The sequence below is a fragment of the Bacillus coreaensis genome, from assembly GCF_050586445.1.
Classification (GTDB): Bacteria; Bacillota; Bacilli; order Bacillales; family Cytobacillaceae; genus Robertmurraya_A; species Robertmurraya_A coreaensis.
Map to the genome: position 1 here is coordinate 1 of NZ_JBOCCY010000017.1, position 18,547 is coordinate 18,547.

An 18,547-nucleotide genomic window follows, 5' to 3' on the forward strand; every position below is an offset into this window, starting at 1 on the left:
ACCAAAAATATTTTAGCACCACGGGGAAGTTTTTTTAATACCACGCTGAAAGCTTTTTGGAACCCCGGGCCTAGCCCGGGGTTTTCGTTTCCATAATAAAAAAACCGCAAAGCTTCATCGCTTTGCGGTTTCTCTTTAATGTCCTACAACTTTCTCTAGGCCACCTGGTTTGTTATGAACGGCTAATCTATCTATTAATTTATTGCTTTCTTTATTTAGTCCTACGAGATTGACTTTAATCCCGTTTTGATGGTACTTAATGACGATTTTATCAATCGCACCAACTGCAGAATCATCCCATAGATGAGCTTCCGTTAAGTCAATATTTACTTCTTTAACATCTTCATTGTAATTGAAGTATTCTACAAAGTCTGTCACTGAAGCAAAAAACAATTGACCATATACACGGTAGTACTTTTTATGAGAATGCTCTGAGGCAAGTGTCGTTACTTTCACCTTTGAAATTTTAGATGCAAAGAAAATCGCACTTAAAATAATTCCTACTAACACTCCCTTTGACAAGTCATGTGTCATTAGTACTGTAAGAACGGTAGCAATCATCACAATCGTATCGGTAATCGGAGTTTTGTGTAGAGATTTTACTGAACCCCAATCAAATGTACCGATAGACACCATAATCATTACACCTACAAGTGCTGCCATTGGAATTTGAACAAGGAAGTCATTTAATACTAGGATCAAAATCATTAAGAACACGCCAGCTACAAAAGCAGAGAGTCGTCCGCGCCCACCAGATTTCACATTGATGACCGATTGACCAATCATCGCACATCCAGCCATTCCACCAAACAGTCCAGATACAATGTTGGCAATCCCTTGACCACGTGCCTCTTTGTTTTTATCACTTTTCGTATCCGTCATATCATCAACGATCGTTGCGGTTAGCAAAGATTCCACTAAACCAACAATCGCAATCGAAAGTGAGTATGGGAAAATGATTTTTAACGTCTCGAACGTTAATGGAATATCAGGCAATAAAAACATAGGTAAGGCTTGTGTTAATTCCCCCATATCTCCGATCGTACGCACACCACTACCTGTAAAAATAGCAATAGCAGAAATGACAACGATAGCCACTAATGGAGATGGAACAGCTTTTGTAAAGCGTGGAAGAATATAAATGATCGCTAATGCACCCGCCACCATCGCATACATCGCCCAAGATTCACCAACAAAGTGAGTTAATTGGCTCGTGAAAATCAGGATTGCTAACGCATTAACAAAACCTACCATTACGGATCGAGGAACAAATTTCATCAGTTTCCCTAGTTTAAGTACACCCATGACAATTTGTATAATACCTGTCAAAATCGTCGCAGCTAACAGGTATTGTAAACCGTGTTCAGAAACTAATGTAACCATTAGTAACGCCGTAGCACCAGTTGCAGCAGAAATCATCCCAGGTCTTCCCCCAACAAACGCAATCACAACCGCAATACAGAAGGACGCATACAACCCAATCATCGGATCAACTCCTGCAATAATTGAGAACGCAATCGCCTCTGGGATCAGAGCCATGGCAACGACTAATCCTGCCAACACATCTCCTTTGATGTTCCCAAACCATTCATATTTAATTGTGTTTAAATTCATGAAGCACCTCTTCTTTTTTTATTTGTAGTGACTTTCAACTCTCATGAAAGTCGGGGCCGTTTTTAACAGAAACAAGTATATAAGAATGTGGATAAATTGTGAAATCGAATGAAAGCGCACTCAACTATTATTTCCTTTCATATACTCTCTATTGTTCAGATAAACACTATAAACCTATAATTTTTTCACAAAAAAGATTAGGAGAAAAATTCTTAGAAATCGTATATAGTTTAATAAGAGCATTTATTTCTGTTTACGAAGGAAGTGTTTGTTTGAATAAAACCATACATCATGAAAAAACATCCTATTATTATGGATGGGTAATTGTTTTTATTGCTGCCTTAGGTGGTTTCTTTTCTGGGCCTGGGCAAACCTATTCAAACTCCGTATTCATTGATGAATACATAAAAAGCTTTGGCTGGTCGCGCACGGAGATATCGAGTTTATACAGTGTCGCAACCTTATGTGCGGGTTTATTAATGATGTTCATGGGTAGACTCGTCGATAAGCTTGGACAGCGAATGATGATGGTCATTGTTGGGAGCATTCTTGCTTTTGCCTGTTTCTTTAACAGCTTTGTAACGAACACGTGGATGATGGGAATTGGCTTTTTCCTCATTCGACTGTTTGGTCAAGGAAGTATGACGTTAATCCCTAATACGCTTGTCCCACAGTGGTTTATAAAAAAACGCGGTCGTGCCTTAAGTTTTATGGCCATTGGCGGTGTAGCAAGTGCGGCTTTTTTTCCTTTGGCGAATGCGTGGATTATTGATACGTGGAGCTGGCAAACTGCCTGGCAAGTATGGGGTGTTCTTCTCTTAGTGCTGTTTGTTCCTGTTGCGTTCTTTGGGGTGCGAAACCGTCCCGAGGATGTTGGACTTGTGCCAGATGGCGTTACTGGCCTAAATGGCGAAAGCACAAAACAAGAAGCACCCATTATTATAGAAGACGACTGGACTTTGAAAGAAGCTATGCGAACGAGAACCTTTTGGGCAGTGTTAACTTGTGTTGGAATTCCAGCTCTAGTAAATACAGCAATGACCTTTCATCTTCTATCAATTTTCGGGCAAAGTCAGTTATCTCCTCAATTAGCTGCCACTGTCCTTAGCTTAATGGCGATTGTTGGTTTTCCGATTAGCTTCATTTCCGGTTTCATTGTGGAGAAGGTAAAAACCAGTGTGTTGTTGTTAACTGTGTTTGTCTTAGAGATTGTCGTGCTATTTGTTTTAACACAGGCGAATAGTGTAGCAGTCGGAGTCCTTTTTGGGGTTCTTTGGGGGATTGGCTCAGGAATTGAGCGTATTACATTAAATATTGTGTGGCCGAATTATTTCGGTAGGAAGTATTTAGGTAGCATTAGTGGAATTGCCGCCATGGTTATGGTGATTGGTTCTGCTTGTGGACCTCTTCCACTAGGATTAGGATTTGATCTTTTCCATAGCTATACGGAAAGTTTGTTTCTTTTAATGGTGTTTCCATTAATCGGTCTTGGTTGTGCTTTGTTAGCCAAAAAGCCGGAGAGAATGGTAATCGTAGAAGTACGAAAATTGAGCTAAGTAAGACCACAAAAAATGTGGTCTTTCTCTTTATTTCACGATTAAAACTGGACAGTTCGCTCGTTTTGCTACCTTGTGGCTTACACTTCCTAACACAAATTCCTGTAGTCCGTTTAATCCTCTGCTACCAATGATAGCGATTTCAAAATTGTTTTTGTTCGTATAGTCTACGATCGTAGGACCAGGCTCTCCGTGAAGGATCGTTAACTTATAAGTTACTCCTGCTTCTTTTGCCATTTTTTCAATAGCTCTCATTCGTTCCTTCCGTTTATCCCCTATATCCGCTGTGTTCCAATTGTTTAACACATCTGATTTAGCTTTATCTGCATCTACTACATACACCACTTCCATCAATGAGCCCTTAGAGCATTGTGCGATGTGTATGGCATTTTCTGCTGCTCGTTTGGAGTGTTCCGAACCGTCGGATGCTAAAAGAATTTTTTTATACATCATTCTACCCCCATTAATGTGATCCAAGTTTATTTGCTAATTTACTTACTAATTCGTTACTGTCTTCATTTAATCCTGTTACATTTACCATTATGTTATTTTCTTCGAATTTGTTAACAATTTTATCAACGGCAGCGACAGCCGAATCATCCCATATATGTGTGCGACTTAAATTGATCTCAACATATTTAATTTTTTCCTTGTAATCGAACAGAGTTAACAATTCTGTCACAGACGCAAAAAACAATTCACCTTTGACTTTATATGTTCTTGTATTGCCTTCGAGCTTACTATCTACTCTTACTTTTGATATTTTTGAGACAAAAAAGATTGCACTAAGGAGAATTCCCGTAAAAACGCCAATCGCTAAATTATGCGTTAAGACTACGGTTAATACGGTAACGACCATCACCACAGCATCACTTCTTGGAATCAGGTGAAGTGTTTTAATCGAATTCCAGTCAAACGTGCTTATGGAGACCATAATCATCACCCCAGCTAAAGCACCCATCGGAATTTGAACAACGATATCTCCAAGAACGACAATTAAAAAAATCAAAAACACACCGGCAACAAGAGCGGATAATCGTCCTCGACCACCGGATTTCACATTAATCACAGACTGACCAATCATCGCACAACCAGCCATTCCGCCAAAAAAACCCGTAATGATATTAGCGATTCCTTGTCCTCTACTCTCCATGTTTTTATCACTATCTGTGTCTGTCATGTCATCGACAATCGTGGCCGTTAACAATGACTCAAGAAGTCCAACGACGGCGAGCGCTAGCGAATATGGGATAATAATCATGATTGTTTCCAGATTGAGCGGGACATCTGGCAAGAAAAAAACCGGCAAGGTTTTCGAAATATCTCCCATATCCCCTACAGTACGCACTCCGTAATTCATAAAAATCGATAAAGCTGTAATCGCTACAATGGCAACAAGAGTAGAAGGAACGGCCTTTGTGAGATAAGGAAATAAGTAGATGATCGCAAGAGTTAATCCAACCAATACAAAGATGATTAAATTTTCACCTTGAAAATGTTGAAGCTGCGAAATAAATATAAGAATAGCCAACGCGTTCACGAAGCCAACCATGACAGACCTCGGAATAAATTTCATATATCTTGCTAGCTTAAACACACCAAATAGAATTTGAAGGATACCCGTGAGGATCGTTGCCGCTAACATGTACTCCACACCGTAATTAGCCACTAAATCAATAAACACCAAGGCCATCGCCCCGGTTGCGGCAGAGATCATACCAGGCCTTCCGCCAAGAAACGAAATCGTCACAGCAATCGTAAAAGAAGCATATAACCCCACCATCGGGTCAACACCTGCAATAATTGAAAAAGCAATCGCCTCTGGAATCAATGCTAGGGCAACAACGATACCTGATAATAGGTCGCCTTTTACATTCCCGAACCACGATTGCTTATATGTAAGCTGTCCCATCTTCTTTTCCTCCTTTTTCCTTAGTATGAACGGATGAAGAAAAGTCATGAAAGAAAAATGGCCCTGATTGATGGATAAATCAATCAGGACCATTGAATTCGCAATGCTGTTACCTGCTTCTTTTTACTGAAAAACCTAATTGTTTCAATGCATTCTCCAATGATGAATTAGTTGTCACCTCATTAAATTGCAAGCCAATATTCACAATTGTTTGTGCTAGTTCTGGACGAATACCTGTGATTAAAGGTTCAATTCCACTAAGCTTTAGAGCAGTAATGATCTTATAAAGCTGGTCAGCTACCATCGTATCAATGATAGGTACACCCGATACATCCATAATTAGTGAATCTAACTGAAGGCGTGAGCCTTCATTGAGTACAGCTTCCATGATTAATTGCGCTCGATTGGTGTCTATCGTCCCGATCAGTGGAATCACCGCAATCCCCTTGGTGATTACCACAACGGGAACGGATAACTCTTCAACAGCGGAATAAGCAATTTTCATTAATTCGGTGTTTCTTTTTTCATACACTTCACTTATCACTTGCAGTACTCTATCTATTAAAGGATCAATGATTTTAGACACATCAAGCATCGTAATGGCCGCAAATTGTTTTTCCGCCAATTCGTCGGTAAATACATCCCATAGAATGGTTCGGTAAAAGCTCACTGCGCGTAAGGCATTGCTTAGTGACACCTGATATTTCATCGCAAATATAGCGGACTTTTTCCCCCAACCAATCACATGTTCAAGAATGACTTCCTTTTCCTCGTATAATGCCTGTCCAAAGTATCTGACGAGTTCTGCTCTGTAAGCATGTAGCTCTTGGTCAGGGGCCCCAGCCTTACTCAGACTTGATGAATAATCTGAATCGATTAACTCCGATATTCTGGTAGCTAATATATCCTCATTTTTTACAATCTTTTCCCCAATATAACGTAATTCTTTCTTCACATTCGTAGTCTCCTTGTCTATAGGGCAATATAAATTATTTCAACATCCAGCAGATAGAATCCTTCTATGTGGATTGTGCGCTATAAAAAAAAGAGCCCACCGCTAAAATAAACGGTAGGTCTCTTAACAGGTCAATCAAAAGAACCCATGGTTTGAAGCATATCACTCGATTCCTGTGATACGTAAATCGTTCTACTTGGGAATGCCACTTCGACACCCTCTTCTTCTAAAATCGCCATAATCGCTATGTTGATTTCATGTTTAATTTTCACATGTTCTCCCCAAACGGTTGTGTTCGTGAAAAAGTATAAGAGGATATCAAGGCTACTATCATTATACTGATCGAATGCCACCATAATCGTATCCGGATGAACGTCCTCATGATTTCGCAGCAGATGCTCCACCCGCTGAACGACTCTTTGAATTTGATCTTTAGTAGATTTATAGTTTAATCCTAAGTGAAATGTAATTCGTCTTTTCCCCATACGACTCCAGTTTGTAATTGGTTCGTTCGCTAGAGTTGAATTCGGAACCGTTACTAAAGCCTGGCTAAACGTTCGTACCTTCGTGCTTCGGAAATTAATATCCTCTACCGTTCCCTCAACGCTAGGAGTTAAAATCCAATCTCCAATCGAAAAAGGTTTTTCGGTTACTATAACGATACCACCAATCAAGTTGCCAACCGCTTCTTTGGCAGCGAGTGCAAAGGCAAGACCGCCCAGTCCTAGTCCAGCAACCAAGCCATTAACGTCATAATCAAACTCCTGACCAATAATGCTTATACTGATGGCAACAAGGATCACTCGAATCGTCCTTGAGATAAAAGGAATCAAAATTAAATCTATCTTATTATTAATCTTTTGATTCACACTCATGATAATTCCAGTAGTTGGTGAAGAAAGATTAAATAATCCCCACGTAATGGTTACAATCACCATGGATCGTAGAAATTTTAAAAATAGTGCATTGTGCTGTTCGATAAACGGGAAATAATCCATCGATACATATAAACCGATAATAATAAACAACCAGCCGATCGGGCGTTCAAAACTTAAGCAAATTTGCGTAAAAAAATCAGTGGGTGTTTTTCTAGACAATTTTAATATCAACTGAAATACATACTTCGTAAATAGGTTTCTAAATAGAATAAACAAAAGCAAGATTCCTATAGAGATCCCTAAATCTTTTAACATATCATAGTCGAGTTGGAATGAAAAAAAATCCATCTTACTTACCTTCTCTCTTTGTAATTCACAACATACATCCTCATATATTACTCGCATCATCAAGAGATTTGAATACACCAAAAGTCTTGTTTATAAAAAAGGATAAAAGAAGGTAGACGAACGAGTGTCGACAAAGAATCGTTGAAATTTGTTGTAACTTGACTAAAAATGTTGGTAATAAATGGTTTTATTTACAGACTGATGTTGTTAAAATAGATTTTGTGTTGAAAAATAATACGTTGAAAGGTGTGTGGAAATTGATTTATGAAATAGTCCTTTATAAAGGTCTAAAGTGTAATGTGGTATTTGATTATGGAAATGGAAATCTCGAAATATTATGCTTGGATGAAGTTCTCCTCGTCCACGAGGGTCAAATAGATCGGTTACAATAAAGGATTGCACTAAAAAAGAAGCAAACTTACGTCTACTTCTTCCAAATTTCCCTCCACCAAGGAGTTTTCGGACAATCATCCATACCAATGCAAACGGTTTCCCCGATTTTCGGCGTAGAAATGGATACCTGATGCAGAGCTGCCGCTTTTGTTACTCGTTCTACTGGATCAATCCACGAATGGAAAGCAAGGGTAAAGGCTCCCCAATGAACAGGTATTAACAAATCACCGCGAACATCAAGATGGGCTTGTACCGTTTCTTCCGGTAGCATATGGATATGGGACCATCGCTCATCATATTGACCGCATTCCATTAAAGTTACGTCAAAAGGTCCGTAGGTATCACCGATTTCCTTGAAATGTGGACCATAACCGCTGTCGCCACTGTAGTATACCTTTGTTTCACGTCCTGCTATTACCCATGAACACCACAAGGTAGAATTTCGATTAAATAAACCTCTTCCGGAAAAATGTCTAGCAGGCACACAAGCTAGGGTGAGATCCTCAAGCTGGACTTCGTCGCCCCAAGCATGCTCAGTAATTTTTTCTGAAGGAACACCCCAATTGACTAAATATCGTCGTACCCCTAACGGTACAATAAATCTTTCTGTTTTATCCTTTAATCTACGAATAGATGAATAATCCAGATGATCATAATGATCATGGGAGATCACTATTGCATCAATATGGAAAAGCTCTTCAGGTTCAATCGGCAAGTTTGTGCTAAAGCGTTTCGTACCAGCCCATGAAACCGGTGACGGACGGTTACCAAGCATCGGATCAAAGAAGAGTCTTTTCCCTTCAAGCTCAAGAAGAAAAGCCGAGTGTCCGAACCAGGTAACCCTTGAATGAGAAGTAGTTCCCTCTACAAAATTTTCTACCTGGATGGGAATGCTTGGCCTTCGAATGCTTCTAGTAGTTACAGAATCCTTCATCATGCTGATCATCGACTTTAGATTCATATTCATAAAGGTTGGTATTTGGTTTTCGTATTTTTTCATTAAAGAATCTTCCTTTTTTGTTACATTGATTTTTATCTCATTATAGAACAATTCTGATACAATTTCATTTTACTACAATCATAAAAGCATAACTGGAGACCACCTAAAGTAATAGATAGGTTACTTTTCTTGCTTCATAGAAACACATAAATTAAAGTGGAAATGTCTATTAATTTTTTAGTTGGAGGGTATGTCTTGAAACTTAGTGTTCTTGATCAATCAGTTATCAGTAAAGGAGCAACCGCCTCGACTGCACTACAAAACACCGTGAAACTCGCGCAATTATCAGAGGAATTAGGATACACTCGCTTTTGGGTTGCTGAACATCATAATTCAAACGGAATCGCAGGCTCTTCTCCGGAAGTACTAATTTCTCATGTTGCATCAAGCACGAAAAAAATCCGAGTGGGATCTGGCGGTGTTTTACTCCCACAATACAGTCCATATAAAATTGCCGAAAACTTTAAAGTATTAGAAGCTCTATTTCCCAACCGAATCGATCTAGGAATTGGCCGCTCTCCAGGAGGTGCGGCAACCACCAGAATAGCATTAACAGATGGATCAAGAAAAAGTCTAAATGAATTCCCACGGCAAGTGAGAGATTTGCAAGCCTTTCTAAGTAATGACTTACCTGCCGACCATCCTTATGAGTTGGTAAAAGCCTACCCTGTTTCTTCGAGTTCCCCCCACATCTGGATGCTTGGTATCACACATCGAGGTGCAAGGTTGGCTGCAGAATATGGGACAGCCTTTACGTATGGACATTTTATTACTCCGGCAAATGGACAACGGGCTTTGGACTATTATTATGAAAACTTCCACCCCTCCCCCCTGCTACCAAAGCCACAAGCGAATGTTTGCGTATTCGTGGTATGTGCAACCTCACAGGCAAAAGCAGAAGAATTGGCTTTGAGCCAGGACATGTGGCTTTTAGCTATCGAAAAAGGACTGGATACTCGGATTATGTCTGTAGAAGAGGCAAAAAGAATTCCACTAACAAGTGCTGACATAGTAAAAATCCAAGAAAACCGCAAACGCATGATCATAGGTACACCACAGAAGGTGAAAGAGGACATTCTCAGATTTAGCGAACGGTATCGTACAGATGAGTTTATGATTATTAATAATGTATATGACTTTCAAGATAAAATGGAGACGTATACATTGTTGGCTGAGGCTTTGCTTTGAATGGCGTTGGTATTGTGGGGATAGGTCCGATGTTTAGTTCTTTAATTCCTGGAAATCACGGGTCCTAAACCCCAACTTTGTCCCCTCCTGGAATCCACAAGCACTAAGTACGCCCAATTGTTTTGTTCACCTACCCACCAAAAGCAAAAAAAGCAAACCACACAGTGATTTGCTCAACTACTTATCTACTTATATTCACCTTCAAATATTAACTCTTTAAGAGGCCGTCTGCCCGATGGATGCTCACGGTCTTGTAATTCTGCTGGTAGGGCTTCTTTCTCACCCTGATATCCCATTGCGACAATCACTTGAATGTCGAAGTCATCCGGGACATTTAGTGCTTCTCGAGCTTGATCTTGATAAAATCCAGCCATCGGGTGAGTGATCAACCCTTTTTGACTTGCCTGTAGTGCTAAATACCCCCAAGCCGAGCCAGAATCAAATGCATGATATCCGAAATTTTTATCCGACAAAATCGCCACAAAAACAGGAGCCTTTTCACACCATTTACGATTTCCTTCCTTGATAAAAGAATGGAATTTTTCACGATCCTCTTGTGAACGTGCAATCACAAATCTCCAAGGCTGAGAGTTATTTGCAGACGGAGCCCAATGTGCTGCTTCTAATACACTCATAAGAACGTCCTCAGATACTTCCTTTTCTAAAAACGAACGAGGGGACCACCGATTTAAGTAGATTGGATCAATGTTATACTCAGCTTGACGAACTTGTTTTGATTGTAATTCCGCCATATACATTCCTCCCTTTGTGAAAATATCCCATAACACAATACCCATTTTACTCCAACCATAATTTCCCTACAATTTTTTTGCTTTTTTATGACTACATCTCTTCCATAGCGGGTATTGATATACGTCAGCACACAAATAATCAGATATTACGAATTTTGTCGAAAAATATCTTATGGTGTATGCAGTTACCTTTGGACTATTGAACTTAACCTATATATACTAATTTAAGTAGAATGTAAGAAAGGATTTTCGTATGAATTCGCTACAAAGACTAGAAGATGAACAATTATCTACTACCATTATTCGAGCCATAAAGTTTAACTTAGAAGGAGATTTTATCCAATTTTTAAAAAATGAGGCGATACGAAGGTTGACCTATTCACAGCATGATCTTATTTCCAAGCAAAGTCTTCAAGATGCACTTGATGTAATTTATTTCAAAAAAGAATTAGAGCTTTTACAATATGAACAAACGAAATGTACAAATGATGCAATAAGAGAGCAAATATGGATGGACATTGAACTTTTACGTTCTGTCATTGAATTAGCCACCGAACAGATCAAATAACCACCCTCCTGCAAAGGCAAACCTTATGAAAATAAGAGACGCAAAGCCACGGACCTAACGCAATCGCTATGGTAGCCGAGCCGCCAGGACACTTCCTCTTTTTTGTTTACTACAACTCTTACAATTACCCACAAACAAGTTAAAATTTTTTTCTCCTAATGATAAAAACTCGTACATATCCCTTTTCAGACACAAAAAAAATCCCTATCAAAGTAGTAAAGTTCCTACTATGAAAGGGATTTATATTAATTGGTTTCTGGTCGATAGGTATGTAAAAACTTCTGAATGCGCTCTGCAGCTACTGCTAATCTTTCGGAAGGCTGTACTAATGCGATTCGCACGTATCCTTCTCCCCCTGCACCAAATGCGTCACCTGGTACAACTGCCACACCAGCGTGTTCAAGTAATTCAAAAGCAAATTGACGAGAGGTCCAGCCTGGAGGAATCTTTGTCCAAATGAACATCGTTGCCGGGGTAGTTTTTACTTCCCAACCGCCCTGATTAAGTCCGTTAATTAATGTATTTCTTCGGTCTTCGTATATTTTTTTCTGTTCAGCAAGCATCAAAAAATCGGAAGTTAACACGGCTACTGCTGCTTTTTGAATCGGTAAAAACACTCCGTAATCCATATGTGACTTTAGAGAAGCTAGTATTTGTAATGCTTGAGGATTTCCGACCACATATCCAATTCGGCAGCCCGCCATATTAAAGGTTTTTGATAAAGAATTGAACTCAATACCGACTTCCTTAGCCCCTTCAATAGACATAAAGCTCAATTGAGGATGATCATCAAAAATAAGTTCCGAATAAGCGAAATCGTGTACCACTAGAATGTTATGCTTCTTTGCAAAAATTACTAACTTTTCAAAAAAGGTTCTATCTGCAATGGCAGTCACTGGATTTCCTGGATAACTCAAGATCATCATTTTTGTTTTAACTAAAACTTCTTCAGGAATGTCCTCTAAAATGGGCAGGAAATCATTTTCTTCAAATAATGGCATCGGATATACGATTCCCCCCGCAATCGTGACACTCGCCTCGTAAATCGGATATCCTGGGTCAGGCACAAGTACATATTCACCTGGGTTCACCATGGCCGTTGCCAAGTGTGATAGTCCATCCTGCGAACCCATAAGCTGTAGAACCTCATTCTTCGGGTTAAGTTCCACTCCATAACGTGTTTTATAAAAATAGCAAACCGCTTCACTAAACTCAGCCGTCCCTGTTAACGTATATCCATAATTTGCAGGATCTTTACTGTATGCACTAATCGTATCCATAACTAATGACGATGGAGGTAAATCGGGACTACCTACACTTAAATCTATTACATCCAATCCCTGATTCATAAGTTCACTTTTTCGATTGGCTAAGTCCAAAAAAATGGATGTTGTTAGTTTGTCCATCTTAGCTGATGCCTGTAATTTCATTTCAAGTTGTCTCCTTATTATCAAAACTATACTACAATTTTAAATTGTTTTGTTTTTTAGTATAGCAAAAAAAGAAAACCTAATCATATAGGTTTTCAAATATTTCCCTGTAATTGATTTAAAAAATGCTCCATGTCAATTTTCCACCGATCCAATAGACTATTTTTTCTTAAAATAAATGTCATGTTCTTTGTTACTTTCCCGCTTTTATCGGTGTGATATTTGGCTTCTACTGGAACTTCTAAAACTAGCTGACCTTCTAGATCTTCCACTGGTAGATAGGACATAGATGTAATTCGGAAGTAAGTAAATGTCTTTGTCCATTTCTTTAATTTTTTAGGATCTTGATTCTCAATACTAGTTACTTTTAGTAAATGAGGATCTTGATAATTTATGCCTGTAACAAAAAACTCAATCATTTCATACGGATCAACGGTATGTAAGTACTCTTCTTCTTTTCCCCCGGCTTTTAAAATCATTAAATGATGGAGTTTATCCATTTTTCCTGAGCGATGGGTGGTACTTCCAAAAAAGTGGATGCAAAAATGGCCCGGAAAACCATTTTGGAGTGCTCCTGCTCCGTGAGGCATTCCATGCATAGAAGCCGCAATAAATTGGTCTCCCACCTTCACGATAATCGCTCTTCTTTTCCAACTCCATTTTCCATCATAGATTTTCTTCATGATCTTCGTGTCTTTTGTCGTTAAAGGCTGAACATCTGCATGTCTGCTCCCCGCTCGTCTTTGAACCTTGAATTGTTTTCCTGTTTCAACATCAATCACTGTGAATTTCTTCCACTTCGGAAGGAGATCTTTAGCCGTTTCCCAGGGTAGGATTTCAATTTCAAAGCTAATGGGAAGGTCATCATCATCAAACTTCATTACATTTGCTTTAGATTCTACAGGAAGAATGAAAAGAAAAGTAAGAATTCCTATTATGATATATAAAGAAAAGTTTCTCATATCACACCTCACTTTTCATATTCTTTTCCATCAAAACAAAAAATATTTAATAAGCTGAGTTTGTCCTGGAGGAACTAAAGGAAAGGATTGGTATAAACACTCTGACCAATGGGAATAGTAGCTTTGTATTAGCTATTAATATAAAGGGTGGATGAATCATGACTGTAAAATTAGCGATTGTTTACTACAGCTCTACCGGTACGAACTATCAATTAGCAAAGTGGGCTGCTGATGGGGCATTGGAGGCTGGTGCGGATGTGACCATTTACAAAGTACAAGAGACGGCCCCACAAACTGTGATTGATGGGAACCCTGCCTGGAAAGCACATGTAGAAGCTACAAAAGATATTCCTGTTATTACACCTGCTGATATCGAAAATTCTGATGCCATTATTTTTAGTACGCCTACTCGTTTTGGAAATATGGCCGCACAAATGAAGCAATTTTTGGATACCACTGGTGGAATTTGGTTCCATGGAAAAACAGTCAATAAAGTCGTAAGTGCGATGACTTCGGCGCAAAATTCCCATGGCGGTCAAGAGGCAACCATCCTTAGTCTTTATACATCTATGTATCATTGGGGTGCGATCGTTGTAGCTCCAGGTTATACGGACGCGTCACTATTTGCCGCTGGCGGAAACCCTTATGGAACAAGTGTATCAGTAGACCAAAACAATGAAATCGTTGGGGACAAAGAAACCTTTAAAAAAGCCATCGTACACCAAGCGCGACGTGTGGTATCCATTGCGGACATGGTTAAAAAGGGACAATAATTTTTATTGTCCCTTTTCCTACGTTCTTATTTACTTACTTGCCTGCTCAAACTTGCTAGAAACCGCATCCCAGTTAATAATCTTGAAGAAGCTTTCAATATAATCTGGTCTTCTGTTTTGATAATTTAAGTAATACGCATGCTCCCACACATCAAGGCCAAGGATCGCCACTTTGCCTTCCATAATTGGGTTGTCTTGATTAGGTGTACTTGTTACTTCAAGAGCGCCTTGTTCGTTTACAACCAGCCAAGCCCAACCGGATCCAAAACGAGTAAGTGCCGCTTTTGTAAATTCTGCTTTAAAGTTGTCGAAGCTACCAAATGCTTTTTCAATCGCTGCTCCTAATTCACTGCTTGGTGCAACATTCCCTGCTGGCGCAATAACTTCCCAGAATAATGTGTGGTTTAAATGTCCTCCACCATTATTTCTAACTGCTCCTTGAATCGCTTCAGGCAATTCATTTAAATTTTTCAACAAGCTTTCTAAATCTTTTCCTTGAAGTTCAGCTTTTCCTTCAAGTGCAGCATTTAAGTTATTTACATACGTTTGGTGATGCTTTCCGTAATGAATTTCCATTGTTTGCTGGTCAATGTGAGGCTCTAATGCATTAAAATCGTAAGCTAATGTTGGTAATGTGTAAGTTGTCATCATAACAATCCCCTTTAATTGTTCTTTTTTATACTTTATGGTTTAAAAAGTATATTTTAAATTTACCTCAATCTTTCAAATTATTCAATGTATTTGCTTCATCTTTTTTCTTATATTTTTTAAAACAGAAGCGTTTCTTTTCATTATTTATACTATATAGTATAATAAGTCTTATATTAAGATAGAATTGAGGTGTTGCAGTCTATGAGTAAAAACACCAGAGAACAGATATTGGATTTGCTGAAGAAGGAAGTGTCACTGGCTGTTAATGAGCTGACCGAACGGTTAAACATTACCCATATGGCTGTCAGAAAGCACTTAAATATTCTTGAAAAAGATCATCTGATCCGCTCGATAGAGGTCAAGCAGCCCATGGGCCGTCCCCTCCAAATGTACTCCTTAACGGAAAAAGGAGAACAGCTTTTTCCGAAAAATTATGAAAGCATTAGTGTCGAGTTTCTTCGAGATATCCAAGAACTCCACGGGGAAGAAACGATTCAACTCTTATTTGATAAAAGAGAAAAACGAATTACTGATGAATATAAATTAAAAATTCAAGATAAAAAGAATTTGTCTGAAAAAATAAAAGAGCTCGCATCGCTACAAAATGACAAAGGCTATATGACCGAAGTAAACCAAGTGGACGAACATTCCTATGAAATGATTGAGTATAACTGTCCAATCTATGCGGTAGCCAAAGAATTTAAAATCGCTTGCCGATGTGAAACAGACATGTTCAAAAACGTGGTAGGTACCGAACAAGTAGATCGAATTTGCTGCAAAACAGATGGAGATGACCACTGCCGATTTGTTTTTCACGCATAACAAAGGGGCTTACCAACCAGTGAGTCCCTCTTTTTATATATTAAGAAATTTCTATCTTAAATTTACTGAAATTTCTGTTCAAATGTAATATAATACGTTTTATAACGTTTCTTTATATTGTGTCTCAGGGGGTTACTATAATGAAAGTCATTGGTTTTGGAGATAATGTTGTAGATAAGTATGTTGATATACAAACAATGTATCCTGGTGGCAACACATTAAATTTTACAGTTTATGCGAAACAGCTGGGAAGCGATTCTTCTTTTATGGGCATATTCGGCACAGATTTGGCGGCTGCGCATAACCAAGACACGTTGAAAAAAATCGGCGTCGACATTTCTCATTGTAAGGTATTAGAAGGTGAAAATGGTTATGCCATGGTTGACCTTGTAGATGGAGATCGTGTTTTCCTTCGTAGTAATAAAGGTGGCATCAGCAATACAAGCAATTATCATTTATCAGCTGAGAACCTAGAATATATTAAAAGCTTTCAGCTCCTTCATTCCAGTAAATATAGCTACATAGAAAATGAGTTACCAAAAATAAAATCAACTGGCGTTCCAATCTCTTTTGATTTTTCCGATGATTTTACAGACGAATACATCGAGCAAGTTGCCCCGTTTGTAAATTATAGCTTTCTATCATGCAGCCATCTCGAAGAAATCGAAGTGAAGGAACTGCTAAAAAAAGTACACTCACTTGGAAGTCAAATGGTTGTTGGTACACTTGGCTCAAAGGGAGCACTTTTATATAACGGGACAAGCTTTTATGCTCAAGCTCCAAAGCTTGTAGAAGCGGTTGATACATTGGGTGCGGGAGATTCATTTATTACGGCGTTTTTGTTAAACTATGTTGGTCATTCGGCGAATTTAGAAGAGGAAGTATTAATCCAACAATCCTTAAGTAAAGCAGCCGAGTTTGCCGCATCAACCTGCATGGTAGAAGGCGCGTTTGGGTACGGATTGAAATATGAAGAATAGGAAGACGCAAAAAACTCGCTCATAGTCAGCGAGTTTTCTTCGTTCTATTATCCTCTTAAATAAAGTAAAACCATAAGAAAAATGACAAGTCCAATCATGAAAATAGAACCAATACTAGCGCTGTAAATTATATAAACTTTAACATGAAGAATTACATGAACTAAGAGAACGATAAATAAGCAAAACAGCAAAATAATGATTAAATTAACATTTTTATTTCTATACAAAGAATCAGCACCTTAAGGATCCATTTTTCTATTACTTCTTATATATTTTGCATATGCTAAGAATATTCTTTTTCCATCTCTTAAAACAGAAAAAGGCCACCAAATAGTGACCTTTTGTCTATAATAGTTAGATAACTCCCTGTGCGATCATCGCATCCGCTACTTTTACAAACCCCGCGATATTCGCACCGACTACCAGATTCCCTGGAGCATCATATTCTTCTGCTGCCTTCTGACTCTTAGTATAAATATCTTTCATGATCTGTTGTAATTTGAGATCCACTTCTTCTTGTGTCCAAGCTAATCTAGCACTATTTTGTGCCATTTCTAATGCCGACACAGCCACTCCACCAGCATTGGCTGCTTTAGCAGGAGCAAATAATACTTGATTCTCGCTAAAAATTTCAACGGCTTCTAATGTGGAAGGCATGTTTGCTCCCTCACCTACCGCTTTTACTCCATTCGAAACTAGCAATTCTGCTGCTTCTTTATTTAATTCATTTTGAGTCGCACATGGCAATGCAATATCGCACGGAATGGTCCAAATACCTAAACAACCTTCTTGATAGATTGCACCAGAATGTTCCTTCACATATTCAGAAATCCTTTTATTTTCTACTTCTTTTAAGCGTTTTACGGTATCTAAATGAATTCCATTTGGGTCGTAAACATAGCCTGATGAATCACTACATGCGACCACTTTTGCACCAAATTGGATCGCTTTTTCCATCGCATAAATGGAAACATTGCCTGATCCAGATACTACCACCGTACTACCATCAAAGCTGAAGCCCTTACTTTTTAACATTTCATCTACAAAGTAAACCGTACCATAACCAGTTGCTTCTTTTCGACCTAAGCTTCCTCCATATCCAATTCCTTTTCCCGTTAATACACCGGCCTCATAAGCGCCTCTTAGTTTCTTATATTGTCCGAACATATAACCGATCTCTCTCGCTCCTACCCCGATATCTCCAGCCGGAACATCTGTGTCTGGACCGATATATTTACTTAGCTCTGTCATAAAGCTCTGACAAAAACGCATAATTTCAAAATCCGATTTTCCTTTTGGATCAAAATCAGACCCACCTTTACCACCACCGATTGGCTGCCCTGTTAAAGAGTTCTTAAAGATTTGCTCAAAGCCAAGGAATTTAATAATGCTTGCGTTCACAAAAGGGTGAAATCTAAGTCCTCCTTTATAAGGTCCAATGGCACTATTAAACTGAACACGATACCCGCGATTGACTTTTACATTTCCATTGTCATCTACCCATGGCACTCGGAATGAAATCAAGCGCTCAGGTTCAATCATTCTTTCTAAAACTGCTTGTTTGATATAAATCGGATTTTTCACAAGAACAGGTACTAATGATTCCAGCACTTCTTTTACTGCCTGCTGGAACTCTCCTTCATTTGGATTATTCTCTTGAACCTTTGTAAATAAACGGTTTACATACTCTTTTACCATTTGCATTTGGCTCTCTTCTACTTTTTCTAACACTTTCATAAAAATTTCGCCCCTAATCTATTATAAA

At 38.7% G+C, this 18,547-nt stretch carries 17 protein-coding genes and 1 riboswitch; of the genes, 6 read left to right on the top strand and 11 right to left on the bottom strand.

Annotated elements, in window-relative coordinates:
* Nucleotides 1–135: 135 nt before the first annotated feature.
* Complete coding sequence (locus ACQ5H4_RS19285; RefSeq protein WP_430776613.1) at nucleotides 136–1,614, bottom strand: SulP family inorganic anion transporter; 1,479 nt, start codon at nucleotides 1,612–1,614, stop codon at nucleotides 136–138.
* Between the two features lie 272 nt (nucleotides 1,615–1,886).
* Here ACQ5H4_RS19285 and ACQ5H4_RS19290 point away from each other — a divergent pair, with 272 nt between their 5' ends.
* Nucleotides 1,887–3,170 carry an MFS transporter gene (locus ACQ5H4_RS19290; RefSeq protein WP_430776614.1) on the top strand — a complete coding sequence of 428 codons (1,284 nt, stop codon included), beginning with the start codon at nucleotides 1,887–1,889 and terminating at the stop codon, nucleotides 3,168–3,170.
* Between the two features lie 30 nt (nucleotides 3,171–3,200).
* Here the strand turns inward: ACQ5H4_RS19290 and ACQ5H4_RS19295 are convergent, their stop codons facing one another.
* The 5 genes from ACQ5H4_RS19295 to ACQ5H4_RS19315 form a co-directional block, all read right to left on the bottom strand.
* Nucleotides 3,201–3,620, bottom strand: a complete 420-nt coding sequence (locus ACQ5H4_RS19295) for a universal stress protein (protein ID WP_430776615.1) — start codon at nucleotides 3,618–3,620, stop codon at nucleotides 3,201–3,203.
* A gap of 13 nt (nucleotides 3,621–3,633) precedes the next feature.
* Nucleotides 3,634–5,082, bottom strand: a complete 1,449-nt coding sequence (locus tag ACQ5H4_RS19300) for a SulP family inorganic anion transporter (RefSeq protein WP_430776616.1) — start codon at nucleotides 5,080–5,082, stop codon at nucleotides 3,634–3,636.
* A 109-nt stretch (nucleotides 5,083–5,191) separates the two neighbouring features.
* The gene (locus ACQ5H4_RS19305; RefSeq protein ID WP_430776617.1) at nucleotides 5,192–6,037 is read right to left on the bottom strand and encodes an STAS domain-containing protein; all 846 of its coding nucleotides are present in this window, start codon (nucleotides 6,035–6,037) and stop codon (nucleotides 5,192–5,194) included.
* 131 nt (nucleotides 6,038–6,168) lie between these two features.
* Nucleotides 6,169–7,263 (bottom strand): mechanosensitive ion channel family protein, encoded by a 1,095-nt coding sequence (locus ACQ5H4_RS19310; protein ID WP_430776618.1) that lies wholly within the window; start codon nucleotides 7,261–7,263, stop codon nucleotides 6,169–6,171.
* A gap of 424 nt (nucleotides 7,264–7,687) precedes the next feature.
* Nucleotides 7,688–8,656, bottom strand: coding sequence for an MBL fold metallo-hydrolase (locus ACQ5H4_RS19315; RefSeq protein ID WP_430776619.1), 969 nt, complete (start codon nucleotides 8,654–8,656; stop codon nucleotides 7,688–7,690).
* A 195-nt stretch (nucleotides 8,657–8,851) separates the two neighbouring features.
* Between ACQ5H4_RS19315 and ACQ5H4_RS19320 the strand changes: the two genes are divergently transcribed.
* Nucleotides 8,852–9,844: an LLM class flavin-dependent oxidoreductase gene (locus ACQ5H4_RS19320; protein WP_430776620.1), complete on the top strand. Its 993-nt coding sequence runs from the start codon at nucleotides 8,852–8,854 to the stop codon at nucleotides 9,842–9,844.
* Between the two features lie 185 nt (nucleotides 9,845–10,029).
* Here ACQ5H4_RS19320 and ACQ5H4_RS19325 read toward each other — a convergent pair whose 3' ends face one another.
* Nucleotides 10,030–10,596: a nitroreductase family protein gene (locus ACQ5H4_RS19325; RefSeq protein WP_430776621.1), complete on the bottom strand. Its 567-nt coding sequence runs from the start codon at nucleotides 10,594–10,596 to the stop codon at nucleotides 10,030–10,032.
* A 253-nt stretch (nucleotides 10,597–10,849) separates the two neighbouring features.
* Here ACQ5H4_RS19325 and sda point away from each other — a divergent pair, with 253 nt between their 5' ends.
* Complete coding sequence (gene sda, locus ACQ5H4_RS19330; protein WP_430776622.1) at nucleotides 10,850–11,164, top strand: sporulation histidine kinase inhibitor Sda; 315 nt, start codon at nucleotides 10,850–10,852, stop codon at nucleotides 11,162–11,164.
* Between the two features lie 5 nt (nucleotides 11,165–11,169).
* Nucleotides 11,170–11,252: riboswitch (cyclic di-GMP riboswitch) on the top strand.
* A 157-nt stretch (nucleotides 11,253–11,409) separates the two neighbouring features.
* Here sda and ACQ5H4_RS19335 read toward each other — a convergent pair.
* Both ACQ5H4_RS19335 and ACQ5H4_RS19340 read right to left on the bottom strand, forming a co-directional pair.
* Nucleotides 11,410–12,594 carry an LL-diaminopimelate aminotransferase gene (locus ACQ5H4_RS19335; protein WP_430776623.1) on the bottom strand — a complete coding sequence of 395 codons (1,185 nt, stop codon included), beginning with the start codon at nucleotides 12,592–12,594 and terminating at the stop codon, nucleotides 11,410–11,412.
* Between the two features lie 95 nt (nucleotides 12,595–12,689).
* Entirely contained in the window at nucleotides 12,690–13,556 is an 867-nt protein-coding gene (locus ACQ5H4_RS19340) for a hypothetical protein (RefSeq protein WP_430776624.1), read from the bottom strand.
* A 155-nt stretch (nucleotides 13,557–13,711) separates the two neighbouring features.
* On the opposite strand from ACQ5H4_RS19340, the gene wrbA reads away from it, so the two are divergent.
* Nucleotides 13,712–14,329, top strand: coding sequence for an NAD(P)H:quinone oxidoreductase (gene wrbA / locus ACQ5H4_RS19345; protein ID WP_430776680.1), 618 nt, complete (start codon nucleotides 13,712–13,714; stop codon nucleotides 14,327–14,329).
* 30 nt (nucleotides 14,330–14,359) lie between these two features.
* Here wrbA and ACQ5H4_RS19350 read toward each other — a convergent pair whose 3' ends face one another.
* Nucleotides 14,360–14,977 (bottom strand): superoxide dismutase, encoded by a 618-nt coding sequence (locus ACQ5H4_RS19350; protein WP_430776625.1) that lies wholly within the window; start codon nucleotides 14,975–14,977, stop codon nucleotides 14,360–14,362.
* Nucleotides 14,978–15,181: 204 nt separating this feature from the next.
* On the opposite strand from ACQ5H4_RS19350, the gene ACQ5H4_RS19355 reads away from it, so the two are divergent.
* Both ACQ5H4_RS19355 and ACQ5H4_RS19360 read left to right on the top strand, forming a co-directional pair.
* Nucleotides 15,182–15,802, top strand: a complete 621-nt coding sequence (locus ACQ5H4_RS19355) for a helix-turn-helix transcriptional regulator (protein ID WP_430776626.1) — start codon at nucleotides 15,182–15,184, stop codon at nucleotides 15,800–15,802.
* Nucleotides 15,803–15,921: 119 nt separating this feature from the next.
* Nucleotides 15,922–16,782 carry a fructoselysine 6-kinase gene (locus ACQ5H4_RS19360; RefSeq protein ID WP_430776627.1) on the top strand — a complete coding sequence of 287 codons (861 nt, stop codon included), beginning with the start codon at nucleotides 15,922–15,924 and terminating at the stop codon, nucleotides 16,780–16,782.
* 354 nt (nucleotides 16,783–17,136) lie between these two features.
* Here the strand turns inward: ACQ5H4_RS19360 and gdhA are convergent, their stop codons facing one another.
* The gene (gene gdhA, locus ACQ5H4_RS19365) at nucleotides 17,137–18,519 is read right to left on the bottom strand and encodes an NADP-specific glutamate dehydrogenase (RefSeq protein ID WP_430776628.1); all 1,383 of its coding nucleotides are present in this window, start codon (nucleotides 18,517–18,519) and stop codon (nucleotides 17,137–17,139) included.
* Between the last annotated feature and the right edge of the window lie 28 nt (nucleotides 18,520–18,547).

Coding starts and splice junctions, on each gene's coding strand:
- ACQ5H4_RS19285 (WP_430776613.1), bottom strand. CDS start 1,614: ATGAATTTAAACACAATTAAATATGAATGGTTTGGGAACATCAAAGGA.
- ACQ5H4_RS19295 (WP_430776615.1), bottom strand. CDS start 3,620: ATGTATAAAAAAATTCTTTTAGCATCCGACGGTTCGGAACACTCCAAA.
- ACQ5H4_RS19300 (WP_430776616.1), bottom strand. CDS start 5,082: ATGGGACAGCTTACATATAAGCAATCGTGGTTCGGGAATGTAAAAGGC.
- ACQ5H4_RS19310 (WP_430776618.1), bottom strand. CDS start 7,263: ATGGATTTTTTTTCATTCCAACTCGACTATGATATGTTAAAAGATTTA.
- ACQ5H4_RS19315 (WP_430776619.1), bottom strand. CDS start 8,656: ATGAAAAAATACGAAAACCAAATACCAACCTTTATGAATATGAATCTA.
- ACQ5H4_RS19325 (WP_430776621.1), bottom strand. CDS start 10,596: ATGGCGGAATTACAATCAAAACAAGTTCGTCAAGCTGAGTATAACATT.
- sda (WP_430776622.1), top strand. CDS start 10,850: ATGAATTCGCTACAAAGACTAGAAGATGAACAATTATCTACTACCATT.
- ACQ5H4_RS19335 (WP_430776623.1), bottom strand. CDS start 12,594: ATGAAATTACAGGCATCAGCTAAGATGGACAAACTAACAACATCCATT.
- ACQ5H4_RS19340 (WP_430776624.1), bottom strand. CDS start 13,556: ATGAGAAACTTTTCTTTATATATCATAATAGGAATTCTTACTTTTCTT.
- ACQ5H4_RS19350 (WP_430776625.1), bottom strand. CDS start 14,977: ATGACAACTTACACATTACCAACATTAGCTTACGATTTTAATGCATTA.
- ACQ5H4_RS19355 (WP_430776626.1), top strand. CDS start 15,182: ATGAGTAAAAACACCAGAGAACAGATATTGGATTTGCTGAAGAAGGAA.
- gdhA (WP_430776628.1), bottom strand. CDS start 18,519: ATGAAAGTGTTAGAAAAAGTAGAAGAGAGCCAAATGCAAATGGTAAAA.